Here is a 21,777-nt window from a genome sequence, read left to right as displayed (position 1 = left end):
GAACAATGGGAAATGGTCAATTTTTAAAGTATTCCCAAAATATCTTCTTCGTGCATGATTTTATAATCAACACCCTCGATTTTGATCTCATCACCTGAGTATTTCGAATAGAGAACTTTGTCGTTGACTTTGACTGAGAATTCGTGCGTCTTGCCCTCTTTGATCTTGCCGTTCCCCAAGGCGATCACTTTGCCCTGAGCAGGCGCTTCTTTGGCATTATCTGGGATGAAAATTCCGCTCTTGGTCTTGGCCTCAGCAACGAGAGGCAGGATCAATACTCTGTCAGCTAGTGGTTTTAGCATAGTAGCTCCTTTATTTATTGTCTTGCATGTTCAAAACTAATACGAAAATTACAAAATGTCAAGTCGACTTTACATAATGTCCCCTCTCCTTTTCAAGGAGAGGTTGGGGTGAGGTTAATTATAAGCCCCTTCTATCTTCCCCTTTAAAAGGGGAAGGACCAAAAAAGCGGCGAAGATGCCAAGGGGGATGCATCAGTCGCCGCAGATTGCATTTTATCCAAATCACTCTCGAAAGTCAACCGTAAGGGCAAATAAAATCCCCTCGCCTTGGGGAAAGCGAGGGGCGAAAAATTTAGCTGTTCGCGGGGATAATCGCGACCTTGATAACAGATCGGCCATCATGGCACACAGCCAAGCCAAATATGGCGCCAGTGGGAAGAGAGGGGCTCTCCCACAAAGTTACAGGTTCTTGTCCTTGTTTCTTGGACGGGGTTGTTGCCATCAATATTACCTTGTGATGGCCTGAGCGACCGATCTCGGCTAAATGGCCCAGAAGGAGACGTTGTACCTTGCCGCCTCTGTCAGCAAATTTCCCGGTCAATGTGACCGACAATGGAGCGGGCTGGGCCGCTCCGTCCGAGAGCTTGGGCTCTCGTTTACCCGTAAGGGACTCGTGCGATTTCTTCAAATGTTGCCTCCAATCGTATGGGTGTGACTCTAACACCTTGGGTATAGAGAATTTTTACTACAAAATCCCTCGTGCGTCAAGATTTATTAGTTATCCTCAATCTCTAAATTTGCAAAATTTATTGCAAATGATAAGATAAATTTAAACAAAAGATAGTATCTCTAAAAAAAACTCCAATTAGATCAAAATGCCTAGGAGTTTTTTCGATTGTATTAATCAAATATTTCAATATAACGGGAGAGGAAATGGCCAGAAACAAATTCATTTTCGTCGTTGGTGGAGTCATGTCATCTGTGGGCAAAGGCATCACTGCCGCATCTGTCGGAACTATTCTCAAATCCAAGGGTTTCAATGTCACTGCTATCAAGTGCGACCCGTACGTTAATGTCGATGCTGGCACGATGAATCCGACCGAGCATGGCGAAGTATTCGTGCTCAAAGATGGGGATGAATGCGATCAGGACATGGGCAATTACGAGAGATTTATCGGCACGGATCTGACTCGATTGAACTACATGACAACTGGCCGAGTTTATCAGTCTGTCATCAATCGTGAACGCAATCTGGAATACGGTGGCAAATGTGTCCAGGTCGTGCCTCACGTTCCAGAGGAGATTATCCGCCGAATTTGGGCCGCTAGCCGCAAGGCCAAGTCTGACATTACGATTGTTGAGATCGGCGGAACTGTTGGCGAATATGAAAATCTTCTCTTCCTCGAAGCAGCTCGCGAGATGAAACTGCAAAATCCAAATGATGTCATCTTCATGCTCGTCTCCTATCTCCCAATCCCCTCAAAAGTCGGCGAGATGAAGACCAAGCCCACCCAACACGCCGCTCGTGAGCTCAATGGCTGTGGTATTCAGCCCGACTTCATCCTATGTCGAAGCGACTACCCAATCGATGACAAACGACGAGAGAAACTGGCCACCTTCTGCTCGATTGAGGCAGAAAACGCGATTTCGGCGCCAGACGTTGAGTCAATTTATGATATTCCAGTCAACTTTGAGAACGAAAAATTAGGCGAGAAGATCCTGCACCACCTCCATCTCAAACCGAGACAAAAAGACTTGGTCGAGTGGCGAGCCTTCGTGGATAAGGCGAGAGAGGCTACTAAAGCAGTCAAAATTGGAATTGTGGGCAAATACTTCGAGACTGGTGAATATTTGATGTCAGATTCCTATATTTCAGTCATAGAATCAGTCAAAATTGCCGCCTGGCATCAGGGGCTCCGACCAGAATTTGAATGGCTCTCCTCTACCACCTACGAAGAGGATCCCAAGAAGCTGGCTGATCTCAAAAAGTTAGACGGAATCATCGTCCCAGGCGGATTTGGTTCACGAGGAATTGAGGGCAAGATTGCTGTTGCCAAATACTGTCGAGAGAACAAAATCCCATATTTCGGCCTTTGTTATGGTATGCAAATCGAGACGATCGAGTTTGCACGCAATGTCCTGAAATTGAAGGATGCTGACACGGAAGAGATCAATCCGAAGACTGCCACCCCTGTGATTCACATCATGCCCGATCAAAAGGCCAAATTACGCAAGAAAGATTACGGCGGATCGATGAGACTGGGCGAATACGCTTGCGAACTTCAAGAAGGTTCTCTCTCCTATGATGCTTATAAAAAATACTTACTCACTGACTCACTGACTCACTGGCCAACTATTTTGGAACGACATCGCCACCGTTATGAGTTTAATAACGATTATCGCGAACAACTCGAGAAAGCGGGCCTCCGAATTGGAGGTATCAACCCAGAGAGAAATTTAGTTGAGATCGTCGAAGTCAAGGATCATCCCTTCATGGTCGGCGTCCAATTCCATCCCGAGTTCAGCTCTCATGTATTAAAGCCTCAACCTCTCTTTATGGCCTTCGTCAAAGCAGCAGCCAAATAATGGATTACCCCAAAGGGGACCCTTCGGGTCAAATCATTTTAATTATAAATTACGAATAAAAAATGCCCTCGTCGTGTGACGGGGCATTTTTTTAGTAACTATTTACGATCTTATTTGACTGGTTGTTCGACACCCTTCATCGTGAAGTCGATTTGGCTATGATTTGGGGAGCGTCCCCGAGTCCGCTCTAGGCCATAACACCGCATATTCAGTATCAATTTCAGTAAACTCAGATTGTAAGAGGATTTATCCCGTGATCTTACCACACGCTACTTAATCATTTCATCAAACTCTTTTTTAGAACAAACTTTTGATTCGACCAGCCATTCCATAAAGTGTTTTACGATGTGTTTGTTTACTACATTGTGGCTAGAAGGGATCGGGTATGACTGCCCCGTATATATACAAGTAACTTTCGTATTGTGACGGCCACCTGGCGATACCTCCACGCCAGAAACATTTTTCAGTTTCTTCAGAAAGTTTTGAAATTTATTATATTTAATATCTGCATATTCCGACAAAGTAAGTCCCTCTGAAAATTACGCGAGCGTCAGTATTTTCTTGTCCTTTTTAAACCCAAGAGAACATTTCTTAATTGCAACATTATTCAGATCGTTCCATTCCGCTTGTGTGGGGCTATATGCTCTGGCCTGCTTGACCACCTCTAAATATCCTCGCGGAATATTGTAAACTGTAATTAAGGCATCGTTAACCATTTCGACAAATTCATTTGCGTCTTTTGCCTGAGTCATGAACTCGATATCCTCAGATTTAACTTTTCCAATGATAAAATCTCCGTCCCTTAACCAATTAACTGAAATATTATCAGGCATTCTATTAAAATATGCGATAAAAGCCTCTTTCGAGAGCCGATTTCCCATAAAAAAGTTCTGAATTTTAGAATATAACACTTTCATAATATTCCCTCCCTTTATTATGCAACTCCGCTAAACAAACAATCTTATTATAGATAGCTTACCACCTCAACATACAAAATAGCAAAACCGAGCATTTAGCAAACGTCTAGTTTTGAGGAACGCTCTCAGCCGACGAGCGTCTCCGGAAGTTACTCTTTTTTACCTATTTCTCAATACTGATAGGCCTTAATCTCACCAAATCGTCTTTTGAACCAGACTCAATGAGGTTATTAGTCGTGCCACATTTCGGGCAAGTTATCTGCAACTTACCTTCATCGTTTTTTAGTTCATTCGGAAGTTGTGCTTTGCATTCCATGCAATTTAGTTGCGAAAGTGGATCAGCCATTTACTCTCCATTCTTTTCAATTATTTTAGTTCATGCAATTATAATTATCGGAAGTTCAAGGCTATTTATTCGCATTTCTCGGATACATAGAACTTACCAATGAAACTATCGCCACTTTGTGCTTGTTCGGCTTTTATTTTATTTCTCTCTATGCACGCTTCAACTCTCAACCTATCTTGTTGCAATTTTGTATCTGCCTGGTGCTGTCTCTCTTCGGACCTTTGCTTGTAGTATTGAGACGCAAAAATGCTACTGCCAATAATAATTGCTACCAGTATAGCCGTTACGGGAATTACCCAGCTCTGCCTCGTTTTGTTTTTTTCCATTGTTCAGCTCCTTGCTAAAACTTAACACTGCTAAATGCTCCATAATATCTCGGCAAAACGATTTTTTTAACTATTCTTTGCAGAGAATGTTGCATCGTAACCGATATTCCAGCGCCAACGATAGTTTATTACTTTGCGGTTTGGTCAACGCCCTTCATAGTCAATCCGATTCGGCCTTTGGCCGCATCGACTTCAGTCACTTTGACTGTTACGATTTGACCGACTTTGAGCACGTCTGAGACTCTTTCGATTCTCTGCTCAGCAATCTGAGAGATATGAATCATGCCGTCCATCTTTGGTGTGATCTGGAAGATAGCGCCGATCTCTTTGCCGGTCATACGATCCTTCTTGATCTCGATGATTGGACCAGTTAGGACCTCGCCAGGCAAGATTTCGCGCATCATAGATTTGATCATCGCGATTGCCTTGGCACCCATCTCAGAGTCAATTGAGGAAACCATGACTGTACCGTCATCTTCGATGTCAACAGAGATAATCTCTTTGCCACCGCACTCTTCAACGATTTTCTTGACATTCTTGCCACCAGGTCCGATAAGCTCACCGATTTTGTCTGGATTAATGTGTATAGCCTCGATGCGTGGGGCATATTTCGAGAGTTCTGCACGAGGAGCAGGGATTGCGGCTAGAATAACCTCGAGAATTTCAGCTCTGCCCTTTTTGGCCTGAGCTAGAGTGTCTCTGACGATATCGTAGGTAAGCCCGGCGATCTTGGTGTCCATCTGGATGGCAGTAATACCATCAGCTGTACCAGCAACTTTGAAGTCCATGTCCCCAGCAAAGTCCTCAAGTCCCTGAAGGTCAGAAAGGATTTTGTATTCAGAAGCGTCTGCGTTGGTAACTAGGCCCATGGCAATACCAGAAACTGGTTTCTTGATTGGGACGCCAGCGTCCATAAGAGCAAGAGTTGAACCGCAAGTCGCTGCCATCGAGCTTGAGCCATTTGAGCTCAAAATCTCAGAAACGAGGCGAATTGTGTAAGGGAAAGAATCTTGATCAGGAAGCATAGGCTTGAGCGCCTTCTCAGCCAGGTAGCCATGACCAATTTCACGACGTCCCACTCCTCGAACCGGGCGGACTTCACCAGTAGAGTAAGGTGGGAAATTATAGTGATGCATATATCTCTTGGTGCTCTCACCTTCCATTGTGTCGATCATTTGTTCGAAACCTGGAGAAGCGAGGGTAACGACGGTCAAAGCCTGTGTCTGGCCACGTGTGAAGAGAGCAGAGCCATGTGGACGAGGCAATATGCCAAGTTCAACGTTGATTGGTCGGATTTCTTCGATCTCACGGCCATCTGGGCGGATACCTTCATCTAGGATCAAGTGGCGAATTTCCTTCTCTACGAGCTTGGAGAAAGCACCTTTGATCTCAACCTGTTTGTATGTTCCTTCGAGTGAAGCAAGCGCTTCATCTTCGTAAGCCTTGAGCTTGGCTTGTCGAGCTTCTTTGTCCAGCTCAGCCAAAGCATCTTTGATCTTCTCGGCTACGAGATTTGAAACCTCGAGGTGAAGACCCTCTGTCTTTTCGTCGACAATTTGTGCGACTTCTCGAGCGTGATCTTCGGCAATTTTGTGTTGAATATCGATTACAGATTGCATCGCCTTGTGGCCAAACTGCATAGCTTCGAAAACCTTCTCTTCGGAAACTTCATTCGCCTCAGTTTCGATCATCATGATTCGCTCTTTGGTCGCAGCGAATGTAAGATTCAAAATTGATTTTTCCTGCTCTTCTTCAGTTGGGTTTAGGATGAATTTGTCATCGATCATGCCAACGTTTACAGATGCGATAGGTCCCTTGTATGGAGCGTTGGTCTGCATCAGAGCAGCTGAGGCGGCCAAGGTGCCGAGAACTGAGAGATCGATAGAGCCGTCATATGAAAGAGTTGTTACAATAATTTGAACATCATTTCGATATGATTTTGGGAAAAGAGGTCTGATCGGACGATCAATCTTGCGACCGTTTAGAATAGCAGAGTCGCTTGGTCTACCTTCACGTTTGATGAATCGGCTACCAGAAATCTTACCAGCAGCGTAGAAACGCTCTTCATACTCAACCATGAGAGGGAAGAAGTCTGCTCCCTCTTTTGCTTCAGCCGCCACACAGACGTTCGCCAAGACTACCGTGTCTTCATAGCGAGCCGTGATCGAACCATTGGCCAATCCAGCCAGTTTGCCAGTCTCGAGTTTAACTTTTTTCGTACCAAAATCGACTTCGTAATTACGAGTCGTGAATTCCAGTTTCTTAATCATGGAATTGCCTTTCTTGCAGAGAGTTCAAGTGTTATTGACTATTAGTAATAGGTATCATACAAATTACTAATATCTGAATAACCCCTGAACTTTTCTTCTGCGATTTATTTAATGAACTAAGAATAGCCCGCGAAGGGGCTATATCTTAGACCATTATCTCTTCAAATTGAGATCGGTAATAACTTTGATGTAATCTGCCTCATTCTTTTTCTTGAGGTAGTTTAGAAGTCTTCGGCGTTTGCCAACCATCATCAAGAGTCCACGTCGAGAATCAAAATCCTTCTTGTGCTCCTTCAAGTGCTTGGTCAAGTCTGAAATCTTCTTGGTGAGGATTGCTACCTGCACCTCTGTCGAACCAGTGTCGTTGTCGTGGGTCTGATACTTTTTGACCAGATCCTCTTTCTGTACCTTTTGGGCCTTTTCCTGAACCATTAAATCCTTTCAGCTGGCAAGCGTAGCAAGGGCCACGCACCAGTTTCTCCCCTTATTAATTGATTATTGAAACTATAACCTAAATTAGACGAAATTGCAACGCCACAATTATTAATTTTGCGCGTTAGTGAGGGACTTCTGATAATCCTTGATCTTCTGAATTATCATGCCAGAAGATTTTTCGAGATCTGAGCTACTAATTTGAAAAGCAGCTGCCGCAGCATGACCACCACCACCAAAAAGTCTAGCGATAATTGAGACGTCGATCGTCTTGTTGGTAGCCCGCAGCGAACCGTGAACATCGCCGTTCTTCTCTGAAAGCAAAAGGGCAAAATCAACACCCTGGGCAGTTTTCAAAAGTTCGTCGATCACTCCGCTTGACTCCGGCTCTGCCGCACCAACTTCGAGATAATCGCTCTTGTATAATTCAGTCCAGACAAAGCGATAGTCCCTCTCATCTCTAAGCTTGGTCAAGGCCCGGCCCCAAAGTCTCAGGGTTGATAAAGGCTTAGTCTTATAGATGCTCTTGATAATCTCCTGCTGTCTGGCGCCTGAAGCAACAAGCTGAGCCGCCACTGTTAGAGATTTTGGAGTTGTGTTGGAATTTTGGAACGAATTGGTATCGGTAATAATGCCAGTGAGCAAACAAGTGGCGATTTCTTCATTCAAGAATTTCGAGTCCCCAGTCAGAGCTTCGAGCACAGAAACAAGAATTTCGGCGGTAGAAGTTGCAGTCAAATCAACTAAATTAATCTTGCCGAACTGATCATTGCCTGGGTGATGGTCGATATTTACGACTGGAACATCATAAAACAACTCTGGATTATTCTCAAAAGGAGTGCCGATACGCTCAAGATCTGGCGAATCCAGGATGACAATGGCCTCATAATGGAAGCCACCTTCGTCCGAGACAACATCTTTGGCCTCAAATTGACCGTTGAGCGGTGTGACAATAATGTGGAGTTTGTCTTCAATCAATTTGTACATCACCTTGTCGGCCTTAATCTTCGAAACGTCGAGTGAGATGACAAAATCACGAGTACCAGCAAAGTTATCAGAGAGAGAAGAAATCTCGGAAAGGAAGCCAAAAACTGGCGGAATTTGATCGGTTGAAACGGCTGTGACATCCTTGCCCATGCCCTTCAGGACTTGGTACAAAGCCAAAATACTTCCCAGGGCATCGCCATCCGGGTTCTTGTGAGTCAAAAGGAGAATCTTCTGTTTGCTTTTCAAGATTTCCACAACTTGTTGTTTTGGTGTCAGTTCCACGCTCTTTTGTCCTGTTTTAATGAACTGATCACTATAGCAAATGTGCGAAAGAAGTCAATATGATATAATTTAGGTAGAGTAAAAATAAAGGAGACAAATGAAAGAAAAAAGAGTTTACAGATCATGTTCTGACCGATATATTGCCGGCATTTGTGGTGGCCTGGCAAAGTATTTTGATCTCGATCCGCTTCTGGTTAGATTGGTATTTGTGATATTGGGCTTCTCTGGGATCTCTATCGTTTTCTACTTTTTGGCCTGGGTTTTCATCCCCAATGATCCGACCTGCAAAAGCCGTAGCGATGTCGCATCCGAGATCAGACAGAAAGCGCAGGAGTTTGGAGACGAATTCAAGAAAGGATTTGCTGGCGAGTGGAACGGTGGGAACCGACGCGATACCAAGGCGATCCTCGGAGTTATAATCATTCTTTTTGGCATTGTCTGTCTGATTCAAATAACTTTTCAAATCAACATCTGGGCAATCGGCTGGCCGATCATCCTAATTATCCTCGGCATTATCCTGCTTCGGGCCAATGGTAATCGCAAACAAGAATAAGCGCCTAACAAAGCACTTGAATTTTCACAAGCGATCGAAGATAATCGCTAATATTTACTAATTTAAATTGGAGATTTATGAAAATCGATCCCAACATCTTTAAGTCTTATGACGTGCGGGGCGTCTACCCCGAGACGATCAATGAAGAAATTATGCACAATTTTGGTATCGCCTTCGCCAACAAATATTCAGCCAAGAAGGTCGCAGTCGGATACGATGGTCGAGTTTCTACGCCTGCCCTCAAAGATGCTCTCTTTGGCGGGTTAATTGAAGCTGGCGCTGATGTCGTCGACCTTGGCATCTCTACTACGGATATGACCTACGTTGCCTCTGCCTATTATGATGATCTGGACGGCGCGATCATGATTACCGCTTCGCACAATCCAAGCCAATACAATGGCTTGAAAGCGGTCAAGAAAGGCGCGGTCGCCCTCTCCGGTAATGACGGACTCTTCGAGATTCGGGATATGATTGTCAACGATCAATTGGAGACGAGTGACGCCAAAGGCAAGATCGAAAAACGCGATATTTACAAAGTATATGGCGACAAATTGATCTCATTGATTGACAAATCTGCCCTCAAGCCACTTCGAGTTGTCGTCGACGCAGGCAATGGTGTCGCTGGCTATGTCATCGATAAAATTTTTGGTGATTTGCCGATCGAGATTATCCCCCTTTACTTCGAGATCGACGGAACTTTTCCAAATCACCAACCCAGCCCAATAGAGGACAAGAATGTTGTTGATCTGAAAAAGAAAGTTTTGGAAGAAAAGGCCGACCTCGGTCTCGCCTTCGACGGTGATGGCGACCGCGTCTACTTCATTGACGAAAAAGGTCAGACGATCACCGCTAGCGTGATCTTGGCTATGGTCACCAAGAGTTTACTTGAGAAAAATCCTGGCGCTCGAATTCTCTATAATGTTGTGACGAGCTGGTGCGTTCGCGAAACTATTGTCAAATACGGCGGCGTTCCCTCGATCACACTGGTCGGGCACTCTCTGATCAAAACTCAGATGCGCAAAGAAGATGGATTCTTCGCTGGCGAACATTCAGGCCATTATTTTTACAAAAACTTATACTACGCTGATTCTGGCATGTTGACCGCTCTCATCGTGTTGGAAATGGTAAGTGTGCTCAATCAGCCAATTTCCGAGTTAGCCGCCGAATTTAGCATTTACTCTGACTCTGGAGAAATAAATACAGAGGTTGCTGACCCCAAAGCAAAGATCGAAGAGATAAAGGCAAAATACGCCGACGGGAAACAATTCACTCTCGACGGACTCAGTGTTGAATACTCAGACTGGTGGTTCAGCCTACGTTCGTCCAACACCGAGCCCCTTCTGCGCCTAAACGTCGAAGCCAAATCAGAAGAGCTGATGGAAACAAAACGCGACGAGCTCCTTTCTATTATCCGAAACTAGCCTGTTAACCTGCACGCTGTTTTGTGTTATTATCTGACCATAAATTAAGATAAGGATTTTATGTACGCAGTTATCATGGCTTCGGGCCAAGGCACCAGGTTGTGGCCTCTCTCTAGAGTAGAAACACCCAAACAATTCCACTCTCTGCTTGGCAAGAACACAATGATCCAAGAGACTTACAACCGTCTCACAAAGAAATTCAAACCAGAGGAAATCTTGGTGACCGTGACCAAGGGCTGCCTTGCGGAAGCAGAGAAACAATTGCCTGATCTTCCAAAAGAAAATTTCATCGTCGAGCCATATGCTACTGGCACTCTCGGCTCTTGTGGTATTGCAATCGAGGCGATACACCGACGTGACCCTGAGGCTTCGGCCATCTTCGTGCCGTCAGACCACATCATCACTCAACCCAACGAGTTTATTAAAATTGTTGATTTTGTTGAAGATTTAATTGGCGGAGAGTACTCAGATCACATGATTTTGATCGGTATCAATCCGACCAAGCCAGATACTGGCATGGGCTACATCCAGATGGATTCACAAGTTGAAGTTAAAGATGACTTAAAATTATTTTCAGTCAAACGTTTTGTTGAAAAACCAGACCTGGAAACTGCCAAGAAATATGTGACCCAATGGGACTATCTTTGGAATGGTGGTATGTTCGCGTGGAAGATCAAACACATCAGAGACCTTTATGCCAAATACGCCAAGGAATCCTTTGATGCGTTGGAAAAAGTTGGTGAAAAATTTGGCACACCAGAATACAGCAAGGTGGCCGAGACAGAGTATCCCAAGATTGACAAAACATCGATTGATTACGCCATTTCGGAGAAAACCGATGACATCATGGTCGTGCCAGGAGACTTCGGTTGGAGCGACGTCGGATCATGGGGCACTTTGCTCGAGGTGCTTGTCGAAGAATATGGCTCTAAAGTCGTTTCTAAGGGCCATTTCATGGGCGTGGACAACGACAAGTGTCTTGTCATGGCAAACGACAAACTGATCGCGACTGTGGGCCTAGAGGACATTATCGTTGTCGACACCCCGGACGCAATGTTGATCTGCAAAGGCGACAAGTCGCACGAGGTCAAAGATCTGATCGAGAAGCTCAAGGCAGAAGGAAAAGGGCTGTACCTTTAACATCGGATCAACTAGAGATTGATAAATATTTACTTCCGCTCAATATTGTGTTAAAGTAATTTTTGTAAAGAAATTGAGACCTAAAATAATTAGAAATTTACTCACATGCCAATCATCAAATCAGCCAAGAAGGCTCTCCGAACCAACATCCAAAACAAAGAATTCAACGACCTGACCAGGGCCAAAGTTAAAGGCGCAGTCAAAGGGTTGAAGGTAGCAGTCAAGGCCAAAGCCAAAGACGTCAATACACTTCTCTCCAAAGCTTTCCGTGAGCTTGATCTTGCCGCCAAGAAAAATGTTATTCACAAAAACAAGGCCAACCGTTTGAAGTCTCGCCTTGCCAAATCTCTAGAAAAATAATTTGCACTCGTTCTTACAAAAAATACTCTCGCACTCGAGAGTATTTTTTTATCTTGGAATAGCCTTGAAACTAGGATAAATTACCTTGAGCGACTTGCCCAAGACAAACCTCTTGGCAACTGGCCCGAAGGCCCGCGAATCGCTTGAATTTGTCCTATTGTCTCCCATTACAAAGTATTGGTCATTCTTGAGCGCTATAGCAAAGTTCGGATCTGTAATTACCTCCGAAGTTAAATATGACTCATTAAACTTCTGCCCATCGATATAGACAGACCCCTCGGCAACTTCAATGGTTTCGCCAGGCAGGCCGACAACGCGTTTCACGTATTGCTTCTTGATATTGCCAGGATAATTTACGACCACGACGTCGCCTCTCTCGGGATTAGCTTTGGTATATGCATTTTTGTTCCAAAGTATCACTTCCTTGTCGACTAGATTCGGATCCATCGACCAACCATCGACAACAAAGATAGAAATGAAAAACGTATTTACCAACAAGAATACGACCACGACTAAAATCAACCATTTCGTCAAATCGAAAAGTATGCCGCCTCCATAAATTATTCTCCACAAAATTTCTCGAAACATAAACAAAAAAAATTAATGATCAAGAGTCAATGTTCAATTATCAAGTGAGTTTTGAAATCAATAAATACTTGAAGACTTGATACTTAGATGCCCTGAAAGGGTCCCTTTGGGAATCATTGATAATTGACAGTTGATACTTGCCGTAAGGCTTTACCTGTAGCTTGGTTCCTGAATATTGGCCAGGCTTCGGCCGACATAAGAAACAATTGGGAAGAGCGAAAGACAAAAGTCCGACATACCGAGTCCCGTCTTGTCGGTCATGAACCACTCTGGCACCATGAAGTTCTGCTCTGAAAAGCGCTTGGCCCAAGCGGTTTCACACTCCAGCACCACTGCGTATGGCAGATATTTCTGAAATAGTTCTAAATTATCATATGAAAATTCAATCTTCTTTTTGCTAGTTAGATACTTTTTAAACGCTAGCCAGTTACTGACTGCCTCTTGGCCTAGAATTGTTCGAATAGGAATATTCTTTGCGGTCAGTGAGATCACGAGAGCCGAGATCATCATGCCAACCCAGAAGAAGGCGACAAAAGCTGGGCCGCTGTAGTACTTGAGAGTTACAAAGAATCCAGCCAGGCCGCTAAAGAAAAGGAAAAGCCCAATCATCTGGTATTTAATATGGACGAATCTCGGATTGACTCTGAAGTAGCCAAGTCTGGTCGCCAATGTGTAAATGCCGGAAGTGACGAGAGACATTTTGCGGCTATATAGGTGATTGTTGATCCGATGTTCGACCTCTTTTTTGGATGAAATCAGTTTGGTCCTGAAGATCTTGGAAAGCAATATCTTCTCAAAGGCTAGAAGTCGGCGATCAAATTTGTTCTTGATGAAGGCGAAATCTCTGTCACGGTCGATAATGTAGATGTCTTTGCGAACTGCCAGATCAATCAGCGTGGCCGCGATCTCACGAGGTCCAACCTTCTGGTGCATAATCGCGCCGACAACTGCTGGCGGAATCGCCATCGGCGGAGCCGGGGTTTCTTCGTCGGGCTCGTCGATCTTCTGGCGGCGAGATTGGTAAGAAACAAACAAAAACATAAAGATTAGGGTAAGCGATGGCAGAGCCAGACCAGTCACAACCCACGCATCAGCCTCAACAGAATGAATGTAGTTGTTGATTTCGGAGATGAGCGGGAAGCCAATCGTACCCTTCGGCATCGTGAGGACTGGCGTGATCAGGGCTGTCGGCTCAACATCATATGCGATGAAAACAACTGTTGTAGAGTTTGCCAAATATGCATCAGTTTTGCCCACTCCATGACTAGCCACAAGCTGATATTCAACATTTCGAGCTACTGCTTGGGGCAAAGTGACGTTGATCGTGACCTGGCTAAAATATCGGCCAGGATTTTCCAATATTGGGAAACGAGCTTCTTCTTTCTGGTCAGCAAGGACAGTCACTCGGTTCGGCAATTTCTTGCCATCCACCGAGATCACGCCTTTTTGATCTATACCGACTTGGAGCGTCAGGTTGCCACTATCTTTGGGCGGTTGATAACTTTGAATATCAGCTCGGTATGCGGCGATATTGCTCAGCCAAAAACCGGCCAGCAAAAACAGACCAGCAAAAAAGAACAGCTTACGCCAATAAAAATTGATCACAGATGATCTAGTCCTGCTTTTCAAAGAAGCCTGCAAATTGTCCCTCCAGGTTACTTGATTCTTATTATACCAAAAACCTATGACTTACAAAAATTTGCGACCAACAAGTCGACTGCAGTTGAAAATTCCAAAATACCGCTCTTAATTTTCCAGTCCAGCTCTGCCAAATCTGAATAAAACTTTTTTATCTCCCCTGGTTTGAATTTCCGAATCGAGCTCAAAGTCTTTTTCACAACAAACGGATGTAAGCCAGATTGGCTCGCATTACTGCCCAAACTCTCGATTATTAACATATTACGAAGTTGGAAAATGATCATATTGAAAATCATCGCTTCATCTTGCCCCGATTTCCTCATCTTGCTAAGAATCGAAAAGGCCTGACCAAGTCGTCGATCCGCGATAGCATCGGTCAGATCAAATATTTTCACATTGCTAACCGGCTCAATCAAATTCGAGACAACATCGGCCGAGACCTCATCGCGGTCAAGGTAAAAAGTGTATGAAATAATTTTTTCGGTTTCGCTCTCTGCCCGAGACAAATCTGTTCCAACTGCTAGAGAAATCTGATTTGCCACTTGGCTGGTAACTTTTAGTCCGGCCTCCGTAATCTTCTTCTTAACAAAGTCAGTCACCAAATATGGGGTCGGAGCGTCAAATCGCTCGACTTTTGCTTTCTCCGATAAAACTTTGAATATTGACTCACGCTTGTCTGGCTCTCCTTCGTCTACAAACAGGACATCAGAATAATCAGGAATATTCTTAATCTTTTCGGCCACAACTCGCTTGGATTCTTTGTCCCCGAGAGCGAGAAGACCATTAACTGTGACCAGCCTCTTGGCACCCAGAAATGGCAATGTCGAAACTGAGTCAAAGAATTGGCCCGCCTTCATCGTTTGGCCGTCAAGCTTAATCAAATTAAAGTCAGACCCTTCACTAGCGACAAAATCAGCTGCCAATTTGTCAGCCGCTTTCTTCACCGAATACGCGTCAATTCCGTAAATAAAATAGATCATTTCGCGCTTGACCAATTATCACCGATTCCGACCTCTACAGTCACTGGTACGCAAAGCTTGACTACGTTTTCCATTGTTTCCTTCACGATTTTCGCCACGCTTTCCGCGTCTTCCCTCGGTGCCTCAACGACCAACTCGTCATGGACCGTCAGAAGCATACGACTTCCTTTGCTAAGCTTTCGATCCAATTCGATCATTGCTAGTTTCAATAGTTCGGCCGCCGTGCCCTGGACTGGCATGTTGATCGCCATCCGCTCCTCCGCCTCAGCAATATAATGAACTCGAGAATTTATTTCTGGCAAATATCGCTTGGTGCCAAATATCGTTTCGACAAAGCCATCATTGTGAGCCCTGTCGATCATTTCGTTGATATAGTTCTTGATTCCCGTGTGAACCTCAAAATATCGCTTGATATAATTGCTCGCTTCCTCGACCGGAATGCTCAAGGACTGAGACAAACCATAGGGCGTCTGACCGTAGACAATGCCAAAATTTACCGCCTTGGCCTTGCGTCTTTGGTCCGGAGTCACTTCGCTTGGCTTCACATTAAATATTTCTGCCGCTGTGCGGGTATGAATATCGACTCCACCGTGAAATGCCTCGATCATAGCGGCATCTTTTGCCAGACAGGCGACAACTCGAAGTTCTATCTGTGAATAATCTGCCGCAATCAATTTCATCCCATATGAAGCGACAAAAGAGGCACGAATCTCGGCACCGTAGGTCCCACGAATCGGAATATTTTGTAAATTTGGCTCGGAGCTGGTCAGTCGACCTGTCGAAGTCTCGAGCCCATAGGTCGTATGTAACCTGGAATTAATATCTACCAAAAGTGGTAGCGGTTTCAAATATGTAGAGATCAATTTGGCCAATTCCCGATGTTCCAGGATCAGTGCGATGATCGGGCTTTCATTTTCAATCTTCTTGAGCTCTGCGGCCGCCGTTGAAACGCCAGACTTCGTTCTCTTCAGCCCCGCAGTTGGCAATTTTAACTCGCCAAACAAGACTTCGGCCATTTGGATCGGCGAATCGATATTGAATTCGTGGCCAACCAGCTCATAAATCTTGGATTTTAATCTCGTGATCCGATGAGCCAACTTCTCGGCCAGGTCGTTCAAGACTTTGCAATCAATCTCAATACCGACTTGCTCCATCTTCTTGAGCACCGGCTTGACCTGTTCATTAATCTCCTCCGCAGTAATCTGCGGAATTGTGACCCCTAATTTCTCAGCTTTTGCTAATAATTCGTTCATAAAAGTTTTTTTGCCTCTTTGAGAAATACTAAATCTCGCTTCAAAACAAATTTCCCATGGTAACCGTCCGTTTCGTCCGATGAAAGCAAATCGATCGCCTCGTCTATACTTACCCACATTATTTTGAAGCCATCTGCTATCTCGCCAGGCTCAAGACTTGGCTCGCCTTTTTCGCCGACCAGCTTGGCGATATAGCAATAGCTTTCTTGCACTTGATTATATTTCTTTCGATATTCTCGTATCTGACCGACTTCACGAGTCACCTCAGCCCTGCAACCTGTCTCTTCTCTCAGCTCTCGAGCGAGGGCGTCAAAAACTTTCTCGCCCTCGTCCAGTCCTCCGCCAGGGAGTTTGTGATAACCATGTTTCGACACATCCATCAGCGCAATTAAGCCCTGATCGTCGAAAACAATGGCCCTAGCAGCTTCTCTTTTTTTCCAATCGTTGTCTGGGTCAAAAGTTTCGTCGGGATAAATGTCTTGGTCTTTGGTTGTGAGTAATACTTTCATAGCTGAATCATTCATCTGATCAATTCTTTCTACACTTGATAATAATATTTGAGCCTAACTTATAAAATAAATCGGCGAGGGAACCAGTCAAATTATATTTGTTGAGCTGAATAACATTTGTTGCGCATTGTTCGACTGTAAACCCACGGTCCTCCAGCACTTTTTCCAAGGAGTCAAAGGTAAAATATCGGATATGGCCAGCCGAATCTTTCTCCAGAATATTTTCAATCATCCAAGGCGTCTTGCCAAACAACAATCTCATCCGCGATCCAAATGAAGCCAGATTTGGCGTTGTAATTATGAGTTGACCATTTTTCTTTAAAACTCTTTCTATTTCGAGAGTAAAATTGTTCACATCATAAATATGCTCAATAATTTCTCCAGCGAATACACAATCAAAACTTTCATCGCCAAAAGGAATCTTTTTATCAACTGATTCAACCAATACAACCTCAAGACCATCCTTTTTCGCCATTTCAATAGCTGACTTTGAATTATCAACACCGACAGCTTTCTTGACTTTGCCACTTTTCACAAACTGCTTCATCAAGTAGCCGTCCCAGCAACCTATATCAAGAAAATCATCGCAAGGATCGATGAGCCTGATGATTTTCTGCAATCTTTTGATATTTCGAAAATCCATTTGGGTGTCTTGGTAAGAAATCGAGTATTTAATCGTATTGTGTTCTGCCGAATCCATTATTTTACTCCATTGTTTACTATAACAATTTTAATTGATCATCTTGCTTCTTTTGTTCTTTTGATTGCTCGGTCTTGGGCATGTCGCCTTTGATCGCTCCGAATCGTCGAAGCAGTGAGTTAAACTGCATTTCTTCGAAAAAGTCCCTGACGCTATCCTTATCATAGTCCCCCCATTGGCAATCTTCCAGTTTGAAATCAAGCGGTACGTCCTTGCGGATGGTGGCGAGTCGCTGGGAGAGAAATGCTTGCTCTTTGTACTCCTTGAGCAAGCCAAGAATTCTGGGTTTAACGTCGAGCTCCAGGCCCTCGTCGATTCTCTTGTATATATCTACTAACGTGTCATATTTTTGCAAAAGAAGAGTTGCAGTCTTGGGCCCAATCCCTGGCACGCCCGGGATGTTGTCAGAGGGATCGCCGGCCAGAGCCTTGAGATCGATGAAGTCGTAAGGATCCAAATTCCAGAGCGTCTTGATCACCGTCGAATTGACAATCTGTGCGTCAGATAGACCGTGTTTCAAATCATAAACTTCAATGTTACCGTCGACTAATTGAAATGCGTCCTTGTCCCCCGTCACGATGTAAATATGCAGGGAGTTTGGAGTTTGGAGTTTGGAGCCATTCTCCTGACCCCCGACTCCTGACTCCTGACAAATATGTGCAATCGTGCCGATGACGTCATCAGCCTCAAATCCTTCCAACTCATATATCGGAACGCTCAAGACGTTCAATAATTGCTTGACTCGAGGGATTTGATCATATAGCTCCTGATCGGCTTTGACCCGATGGGCTTTGTACTCGGCATATTCTGCCAGTCGAAAGGTGTTTTTTGAGACATCAAACGAAGCAGCAATGTAGTCAGGCTTCAAATCCTCCAAAACTTTGATTAAAGTCGTGGTATAACCGTAGACAACATTGGTCAGCTCGCCTTTGCGCGTCGACATCGTCTTGGGCAAAGCATGATAAGCGCGATGAATTATCGCGTTCGAATCTATCAATACTAGTGTTTTCTTTTCCATGCACTGATGATAACGTATCTTGATTTAGAATTAAAGAACCTACTCACTCGCCAAAGCCGAAGGCTCCCCTTCGGGGCCTGAGTGAAAAATAAAGGTCGAAAACCCTTGACTACATAGAGATAACATGTTAATATGACTTTAGGTCTAAAAGTAATATTTACACCCCTTCATCGAAGGAGTGTTTTATTTTTCGGCCAACTTCCCCAAAGGATGTAGTAGCAATGGTTACAGCAGAAAACACTATGAATCGACCAATGGTCGGTTCAAGCTCCAGAACTTGGGATCTCTCAGATCCCGTAACAATGAGGATCAGTCCACACGTGATGTGGGCCTTGAGACGAGCGAAGCTTAACGCTTCCTTGGCCTTCTGGGCCATCATGTTGATCCCGACATTATTTTTTTCCCCAATCGTTCGCATCCTTTCGAGGAAAGAATGGGGACTGTGGGTCGTCGAACCGATGATCCAAACGCTCAAGTCGCCACGACCGTTTCGCCGCATCGCCATAAGGATGTTGATGGTGCATTACCACGTCGCGCCGACATGCGCCCACTCCGTACAGAGATGGCGCCGACATGCTTACATGGCATCCAATGCCAAAAAGCATAACTAATTACCCAAGCCCCGAACTATCGGGGCTTTTCTATTTGCCAAAAAGAATAAAGCGTGTTATAAAAAATCCACACAACTTGTTTGTGAATGCATTTCAGGGGGGACTAGAAATGAACAAAAGAATGAACACGACAAGGATTATTTTCTTTGTTGTCGCGGGCATAGTGTTAGTGTACATAGTTATAGATTCAGTTCGTTCGTTAATGAACGATTACGCAACAAAGGGTTGGTTCGGAGTATTGATCGATTTAGCAATCGCTGGCATCGGCGTTCTGGCTTACTTTATCGCTAGATATTTCACAGGTAAGCAAGCGCTCACGACTTGTGGCTCAGCACTCAGGGAGTTGCTTGGGAGAGTCTACGCTATGATGGCGTATTTGCCAGAAGGAAAGTATCCTGTAACACTCCGAGAAATGAACGATGAGGACGTCGTCTTCTACGCTTATCGAGTAATCATAAATGAAGAATTCTGGACAGATGTGCCAGAGAAAATCACGATCTTTGCATCAAGTTATGTAACAAGACCATATGTGATGGCTCAACATGAACCTTTTCAGCCGAAAAGCTTAATTAAAGAATACATAACAAACGCCATCGTCCTCGGCGCTGAGGGCATCCCACGTTCTAAGATGAAAAAGCAAAGCCAGTCTCCATTACCATGATAATGGAGATTTTTATTTGCCAAAAAAGATGAAAAGTGTTATAAGACAGGCAAGAGGTATTTACAATGGATATTCAGAATATTGCACGCCAATTTGGCGGAATCTTTGAATCCTTCGGGCTGAAGCTTTATTACAAAGAGCTATTCAACCCGCCTATGCCTGAGACGACGAGCATACAGACAAGTGTCATGCTCGCTTGCATACCCAAGACTGCCTTCTGTGTCTCAGTTGTCTTCACCTTAGACTGTGACAGCGGGAAAAAGGTTCTGACCTATTCCCTCTATGCTCTTGCTCAATACAAAGAGCGATGGCCAGTAGTCAATCCGATTGAACCACCGGAAGGGTGGACGGACATGAACAGAAATGGCCTCTCGGCCTGGTACGACAATGATCTGCGTCATGATTCACTCATTCGCGAGTATAGGCAATTCGTCGGACCAGAGATAAAACAGCCAATCGAGGACGAAATCTCATTTGCTGAAAAAGTTCTGCGTCATATGTTGGATCAGATCAAGGAACCTTTTACCAATCGATTCACCGAAGATGCGGTGCCCTATCTGATCCCAAACAGATCAAACTTGGTAGAAGCCCTTGACTCGACAAATGATCAGATTATGGGCAGTACTTATCTGAAACGAATACTCTTCTGGCTTCGCGCCAAAGTCATCATCGGACAGAACATTCATAGTGAGGAGCGTGACAGCTTCCCCTTCAAACTTATCGGTTAGCAGGCATCATTTGCCTGCTTTTTTAATTCATGTTTCAATTTGAGCCCTTTTCTGCTAGAATCAGCCCATTATGAGTTTAAAAATCGGCATCGTCGGCCTGCCAAATGTCGGCAAATCAACTTTGTTCAACACCCTTGTCAAAGGCTCTCATGCGGAAGCGGCCAATTATCCCTTCTGCACCATCGAGCCCAATGTGGGTATTGTTGAAGTTCCCGACGAAAGGCTCGCACCGCTAGCCGAAATGTCAAAATCCAAGAAAATCGTGCCTGCTGTAGTCGAATTCGTCGATATTGCCGGCCTTGTTCGCGGCGCTTCCAAAGGTGAAGGACTAGGCAACAAATTCCTGGCCGCTATCCGCGAATGCGACGCTATCGGCATGGTCGTCCGCTTCTTCGAAGACGAAAATGTCGTCCACGTCGAAGGCAAAATTGACCCTGCAGACGACATCAATACGATCGAAACAGAGCTCCAATTGGCTGACTTAAATACTGTCGAAAAACGCCTTTCTTCCGTCGAAAAAGAGCTCAAAAGTGGGAACAAGGAAGCCAAGAGTTTACAATCAGGATTGAAAAAGGTTCAAACTGTACTAAATGCCGGCAAAAATGCTCGTGAAACAGACTTAAATGACGACGAAAAACTACAGATCAAGAACTTGGGCTTGATGACTCAGAAACCAGTCATTTATATCGCCAACGTCGCCGAAGATAAAATTGCCAATTTTGATCGTGTCATTCCAGTGAAGACTGGAATCCAGGCTAATATTTCTGGATCCCAGATCAAGTCTGGGATGACAAATGATTTTATCCCTATTTCCGCAAAGCTTGAATCGGAGCTAAATGAGCTCGACGAAGGGGAAAAAGCAGAATATTTGGCCGAGTTAGGACTCGAGGATTCCGGACTAGACCGACTAATCAAGGAAGCTTATCGGATACTCGGTCTACAGACATATCTGACTACCGGCGAGGACGAAACTCGGGCTTGGACTATTCATCAGGGAGACACTGCTCCTCAAGCGGCTGGCGTCATACATGGCGACTTTGAAAGAGGCTTCATCGCCGCTGAAATCGTCAATTACAAAGATCTTTTGAACTCTAATTCGTGGGCAAATGCCAAATCGAAGGGCCTCATTCGCACTGAAGGCAAGAGCTATATCATGCGTGACGGCGACGTCGTACTCTTCCGTTTCAACGTCTAAACTCTCCCCAAACACAAAAGCCTGTTGACAAATT

General features: G+C 44.6%; 23 protein-coding genes. 8 read left to right on the top strand and 15 right to left on the bottom strand.

What is annotated here, in order from left to right:
* Window positions 1-23 precede the first annotated feature (23 nt).
* Both WC227_00825 and WC227_00820 read right to left on the bottom strand, forming a co-directional pair.
* Window positions 24-302, bottom strand: a complete 279-nt coding sequence (locus WC227_00825; GenBank protein MFA6963247.1) for a co-chaperone GroES — start codon at window positions 300-302, stop codon at window positions 24-26.
* A 292-nt stretch (window positions 303-594) separates the two neighbouring features.
* Window positions 595-930, bottom strand: coding sequence for a hypothetical protein (locus tag WC227_00820; GenBank protein ID MFA6963246.1), 336 nt, complete (start codon window positions 928-930; stop codon window positions 595-597).
* Window positions 931-1,175: 245 nt separating this feature from the next.
* Between WC227_00820 and WC227_00815 the strand changes: the two genes are divergently transcribed.
* Complete coding sequence (locus tag WC227_00815) at window positions 1,176-2,828, top strand: CTP synthase (protein MFA6963245.1); 1,653 nt, start codon at window positions 1,176-1,178, stop codon at window positions 2,826-2,828.
* A gap of 539 nt (window positions 2,829-3,367) precedes the next feature.
* Here WC227_00815 and WC227_00810 read toward each other — a convergent pair.
* The 5 genes from WC227_00810 to WC227_00790 form a co-directional block, all read right to left on the bottom strand.
* The gene (locus tag WC227_00810) at window positions 3,368-3,745 is read right to left on the bottom strand and encodes a hypothetical protein (GenBank protein ID MFA6963244.1); all 378 of its coding nucleotides are present in this window, start codon (window positions 3,743-3,745) and stop codon (window positions 3,368-3,370) included.
* Between the two features lie 411 nt (window positions 3,746-4,156).
* A complete protein-coding gene (locus tag WC227_00805) occupies window positions 4,157-4,417 on the bottom strand; it encodes a hypothetical protein (GenBank protein ID MFA6963243.1) in 261 nt (86 codons plus the stop codon).
* A gap of 128 nt (window positions 4,418-4,545) precedes the next feature.
* Window positions 4,546-6,687: a polyribonucleotide nucleotidyltransferase gene (locus WC227_00800; protein ID MFA6963242.1), complete on the bottom strand. Its 2,142-nt coding sequence runs from the start codon at window positions 6,685-6,687 to the stop codon at window positions 4,546-4,548.
* A 153-nt stretch (window positions 6,688-6,840) separates the two neighbouring features.
* Window positions 6,841-7,119 carry a 30S ribosomal protein S15 gene (gene rpsO, locus WC227_00795; protein MFA6963241.1) on the bottom strand — a complete coding sequence of 93 codons (279 nt, stop codon included), beginning with the start codon at window positions 7,117-7,119 and terminating at the stop codon, window positions 6,841-6,843.
* Window positions 7,120-7,230: 111 nt separating this feature from the next.
* Window positions 7,231-8,388: a DHH family phosphoesterase gene (locus tag WC227_00790; protein MFA6963240.1), complete on the bottom strand. Its 1,158-nt coding sequence runs from the start codon at window positions 8,386-8,388 to the stop codon at window positions 7,231-7,233.
* Window positions 8,389-8,485: 97 nt separating this feature from the next.
* Here WC227_00790 and WC227_00785 point away from each other — a divergent pair, with 97 nt between their 5' ends.
* The 4 genes from WC227_00785 to rpsT all read left to right on the top strand — a co-directional run bounded on the left by WC227_00785 (window position 8,486) and on the right by rpsT (window position 11,862).
* Window positions 8,486-8,941, top strand: coding sequence for a PspC domain-containing protein (locus WC227_00785; protein ID MFA6963239.1), 456 nt, complete (start codon window positions 8,486-8,488; stop codon window positions 8,939-8,941).
* A gap of 77 nt (window positions 8,942-9,018) precedes the next feature.
* Window positions 9,019-10,362, top strand: a complete 1,344-nt coding sequence (locus tag WC227_00780; GenBank protein ID MFA6963238.1) for a phosphomannomutase/phosphoglucomutase — start codon at window positions 9,019-9,021, stop codon at window positions 10,360-10,362.
* Between the two features lie 60 nt (window positions 10,363-10,422).
* Window positions 10,423-11,502 carry a sugar phosphate nucleotidyltransferase gene (locus tag WC227_00775; GenBank protein MFA6963237.1) on the top strand — a complete coding sequence of 360 codons (1,080 nt, stop codon included), beginning with the start codon at window positions 10,423-10,425 and terminating at the stop codon, window positions 11,500-11,502.
* A gap of 105 nt (window positions 11,503-11,607) precedes the next feature.
* A complete protein-coding gene (gene rpsT, locus WC227_00770) occupies window positions 11,608-11,862 on the top strand; it encodes a 30S ribosomal protein S20 (protein MFA6963236.1) in 255 nt (84 codons plus the stop codon).
* A gap of 48 nt (window positions 11,863-11,910) precedes the next feature.
* Here the strand turns inward: rpsT and lepB are convergent, their stop codons facing one another.
* From lepB to WC227_00730, 8 genes are all read right to left on the bottom strand, one after another.
* Entirely contained in the window at window positions 11,911-12,435 is a 525-nt protein-coding gene (gene lepB / locus WC227_00765) for a signal peptidase I (GenBank protein ID MFA6963235.1), read from the bottom strand.
* A 165-nt stretch (window positions 12,436-12,600) separates the two neighbouring features.
* Entirely contained in the window at window positions 12,601-14,055 is a 1,455-nt protein-coding gene (locus tag WC227_00760; protein MFA6963234.1) for a hypothetical protein, read from the bottom strand.
* 77 nt (window positions 14,056-14,132) lie between these two features.
* Window positions 14,133-15,068 carry a DNA polymerase III subunit delta gene (holA, locus tag WC227_00755; protein MFA6963233.1) on the bottom strand — a complete coding sequence of 312 codons (936 nt, stop codon included), beginning with the start codon at window positions 15,066-15,068 and terminating at the stop codon, window positions 14,133-14,135.
* Window positions 15,065-16,321 (bottom strand): DNA polymerase, encoded by a 1,257-nt coding sequence (locus tag WC227_00750; GenBank protein ID MFA6963232.1) that lies wholly within the window; start codon window positions 16,319-16,321, stop codon window positions 15,065-15,067. Before WC227_00750 ends, holA begins: the two co-directional genes overlap by 4 nt.
* Complete coding sequence (locus WC227_00745; protein ID MFA6963231.1) at window positions 16,318-16,830, bottom strand: NUDIX domain-containing protein; 513 nt, start codon at window positions 16,828-16,830, stop codon at window positions 16,318-16,320. The genes WC227_00750 and WC227_00745 overlap by 4 nt, the downstream gene beginning before the upstream one ends.
* Window positions 16,831-16,849: 19 nt before the next feature.
* Window positions 16,850-17,530, bottom strand: a complete 681-nt coding sequence (locus WC227_00740) for a methyltransferase domain-containing protein (GenBank protein ID MFA6963230.1) — start codon at window positions 17,528-17,530, stop codon at window positions 16,850-16,852.
* 19 nt (window positions 17,531-17,549) lie between these two features.
* The gene (locus WC227_00735) at window positions 17,550-18,548 is read right to left on the bottom strand and encodes a 5'-3' exonuclease H3TH domain-containing protein (protein MFA6963229.1); all 999 of its coding nucleotides are present in this window, start codon (window positions 18,546-18,548) and stop codon (window positions 17,550-17,552) included.
* A 157-nt stretch (window positions 18,549-18,705) separates the two neighbouring features.
* A complete protein-coding gene (locus tag WC227_00730; GenBank protein MFA6963228.1) occupies window positions 18,706-19,053 on the bottom strand; it encodes a hypothetical protein in 348 nt (115 codons plus the stop codon).
* A 215-nt stretch (window positions 19,054-19,268) separates the two neighbouring features.
* Between WC227_00730 and WC227_00725 the strand changes: the two genes are divergently transcribed.
* The 3 genes from WC227_00725 to ychF all read left to right on the top strand — a co-directional run bounded on the left by WC227_00725 (window position 19,269) and on the right by ychF (window position 21,743).
* Window positions 19,269-19,820: a hypothetical protein gene (locus WC227_00725; protein MFA6963227.1), complete on the top strand. Its 552-nt coding sequence runs from the start codon at window positions 19,269-19,271 to the stop codon at window positions 19,818-19,820.
* A 65-nt stretch (window positions 19,821-19,885) separates the two neighbouring features.
* The gene (locus tag WC227_00720; GenBank protein ID MFA6963226.1) at window positions 19,886-20,548 is read left to right on the top strand and encodes a hypothetical protein; all 663 of its coding nucleotides are present in this window, start codon (window positions 19,886-19,888) and stop codon (window positions 20,546-20,548) included.
* Between the two features lie 70 nt (window positions 20,549-20,618).
* Window positions 20,619-21,743 carry a redox-regulated ATPase YchF gene (gene ychF / locus WC227_00715; GenBank protein MFA6963225.1) on the top strand — a complete coding sequence of 375 codons (1,125 nt, stop codon included), beginning with the start codon at window positions 20,619-20,621 and terminating at the stop codon, window positions 21,741-21,743.
* Window positions 21,744-21,777: the final 34 nt, after the last annotated feature.

It is taken from the genome of Patescibacteria group bacterium, from assembly GCA_041671645.1.
Classification (GTDB): domain Bacteria; phylum Patescibacteriota; class UBA1384; order XYA2-FULL-43-10; family 1-14-0-10-43-13; genus JBAZBD01.
This window is presented reverse-complemented; position numbering and strand designations above follow the sequence as displayed.